The organism is Ruegeria sp. BHSB064, assembly GCF_059613205.1.
Genome location: NZ_JBXWSB010000227.1, coordinates 1 through 2,801, shown reverse-complemented (window position 1 = coordinate 2,801; position 2,801 = coordinate 1). Strand labels below are relative to the sequence as shown.

3 protein-coding genes are annotated in these 2,801 nt (G+C 62.3%); all 3 read left to right on the top strand.

Annotated elements, in window-relative coordinates; translation table 11 throughout:
• The coding region (locus AC2FNU_RS24495; RefSeq protein ID WP_496794121.1) for a pyridoxal-phosphate dependent enzyme at nucleotides 1-865 on the top strand (865 nt) is incomplete at its 5' end.
• 12 nt (nucleotides 866-877) lie between these two features.
• Complete coding sequence (bhcC, locus tag AC2FNU_RS24490) at nucleotides 878-2,041, top strand: 3-hydroxy-D-aspartate aldolase BhcC (RefSeq protein WP_496794117.1); 1,164 nt, start codon at nucleotides 878-880, stop codon at nucleotides 2,039-2,041.
• Nucleotides 2,042-2,121: 80 nt separating this feature from the next.
• Nucleotides 2,122-2,801, top strand: a 680-nt coding sequence (locus tag AC2FNU_RS24485; RefSeq protein ID WP_496794113.1) for an ornithine cyclodeaminase family protein, incomplete at its 3' end; no start/stop codon positions are given.

Sequence of the window (2,801 nt, the reverse complement as noted above, 5' to 3'; positions counted from 1 at the left end):
TCTGGACGACCTGACCGGCGCGCAGCTGTTCTTCAAATGCGAGAACTTCCAGGAGGCGGGCGCTTTCAAAGTGCGCGGGGCCTGCAATGCGGTCTTTGGCCTGAACGACGAGGCTGCCGAACGCGGCGTCTGCACGCATTCTTCCGGCAACCATGCGCTCAGCCTGTCTTATGCGGCGGGCCGCCGGGGCATTCCCTGCAACGTGGTGATGCCGCGCACGGCCCCGCAGGCCAAGAAGGACGCGGTGCGTCGCTATGGCGGGATCATCACCGAATGCGAGCCCTCGACCACCTCGCGCGAGGCGGTATTTGCCGAGGTGCAGGCCCGCACAGGCGGCGAGTTCGTGCACCCCTATAACGACCCGCGCGTGATTGCGGGTCAGGCGACCTGTTCGGCGGAGCTGCTGGAACAGACCGACGGGCTGGATGCCGTGGTTGCGCCCATCGGCGGTGGCGGCATGATCTCGGGCACCTGCCTGACCCTGTCGAATCTGGCACCCGAGGTGAAGATCTACGCTTCGGAACCGGAACAGGCCGACGATGCCTATCGCAGCTTCAAGGCGGGTCACATCATCGCCGATGACGCGCCGGTCACCATCGCTGACGGGCTGAAAGTGCCGCTGAAGGAAAACACCTGGCACTTTGTCTCGAACTTCGTCAGCGACATCCACACCGCCAGCGAAGACGAGATCATCGCCGCGATGAAGATCACCTGGAAATACCTGCGCATCGTGATGGAACCCAGCTGCGCCGTGCCGCTGGCGACCATCCTGAAGAACCCGGACGCCTTCAAGGGCAAACGCGTCGGCGTGATCATCACCGGCGGCAATGTGGATCTGGACAAACTGCCCTGGACTTTGGGCTGAGGAGGAAGAGAGATGAATATGCCTGTGAATATCGATCAGCTTGAGGTCGGCTACGACATCCCCGCCGCCATCGGCATGGACGCGTCCGAGATCCAGACCCCCGCTCTGGTGCTGGATCTGGATGCGCTGGAGCGCAACATCAAAAAGATGGGCGATTACGCCAAGGCCCACGGCATGCGCCACCGGGTGCATGGCAAGATGCACAAATCCGTCGACGTGGCGCAGCTACAGGTCGAACTGGGCGGCGCCTGCGGCATTTGCTGCCAGAAGGTCTCGGAGGCCGAGGTCTTTGCCCGTGGCGGCATCAAGGATGTGCTTGTGTCCAATCAGGTACGCGACCCGGCCAAGATCGACCGTCTGGCGCGGATGCCCAAGCTGGGCGCGCGGACGATCTGCTGTGTTGACGATATCGACAATGTGGGTGATCTGTCCGATGCCGCGCAGCGCCACGGCACCCAGATCGAATGCCTGGTCGAGATCGACTGCGGCGCGGGTCGCTGCGGCGTGACCACCACAGCGGACGTCATCGCCATCGCCAAAGCGATCGACGCGGCCCCGGGTCTCAAGTTTGCCGGTATCCAGGCCTATCAGGGCGCGATGCAGCACATGGATCTGTATGAGGACCGCAAAGCCAAGATCGACATCGCCGTGGCGCAGGTCAAAGACGCCGTGGACGGGCTCAAGGCCGAAGGGCTGGACTGCGATATCGTCGGCGGTGGCGGCACCGGGTCGTATTACTTCGAGAGTACCTCGGGCGTGTATAACGAACTGCAATGCGGCTCTTACGCCTTCATGGATGCCGATTATGGCCGCATCCTTGATGAATACGGCAACCGTATCGACCGGGGGGAATGGGAGAACGCCTTCTTCATCCTCACCAGCGTCATGAGCCATGCCAAGGCTGACAAGGCCATCGTGGATGCGGGCCTCAAGGCCCAATCCGTGGACAGTGGTCTGCCGGTAATCTTTGGGCGCACGGATGTGGAATATGTCAAATGCTCGGACGAGCACGGCGTGGTCGCCGACCCCGACGGCGTTCTGAAGGTCAATGACAAGCTGCATCTGGTGCCCGGTCACTGTGACCCGACCGCCAATGTGCATGATTGGTATGTGGGTGTTCGGAACGGCAAGGTTGAAGCGCTTTGGCCCGTTTCCGCTCGTGGCAAGGCTTACTAGCCGCCGCAGATGCGTCCCGGGCGGCAGTTATCCTTTCCCCTGCCGCCCGGACCCGCACCCCAAAGCTTAAGGAAAAGGTCATGAAAGATATGACAGACAAACCCCTGCTGATCGTCGGAGAAGATCTGTGCCAGAAACTGGTCGGCCGCGCCGAGGCGTTCGACGCGGTACAGGACGTCTTTGCCGCCATGGCACGCGGCGACGCCTATAACTTCCCCGTCATTCGTGAGGCCATCGGCTATGCTGATGCGCTTTACGGCTTCAAATCCGGCTTTGACCGCGCCGGTCAGGTGCTGGGCGTCAAATCCGGCGGCTACTGGCCCGGCAACATGGACAAGGGCCTGACCAATCACCAGTCCACCGTCTTTCTGTTCGACCCCGATACCGGGCGGCTCTCGGCGCTGGTCGGCGGCAACTACCTGACCGCCGTACGTACTGCGGCCTCATCCGCCGTGTCCATCGCCCATCTGGCCCGCAAGGATGCCAAGGTGCTGGGTATGGTCGGCGCGGGGCACCAGTCCACATTCCAGCTGCGCGCTGCCGCCGAGCAGCGTGATTTTGAGAAGGTCGTCGCCTGGAACCCGCACCCCGAGATGCTGCCCCGCCTTAGTGCTGTCGCAACCGAGCTTGGTCTGGAGTTCGAAGCGGTCACGCAAGAGGAACTCGGCGCACAGGCGGATGTCATCATAACCATCACCTCAGCCTTCGAGCCGCTGCTGATGAAAGACTGGATCAAACCCGGCACCCATCTGGCCTGCAT

Excerpts from the sequence above, each read along its gene's own strand:
- bhcC (WP_496794117.1), top strand. The coding sequence starts at position 878 with ATGAATATGCCTGTGAATATCGATCAGCTTGAGGTCGGCTACGACATC.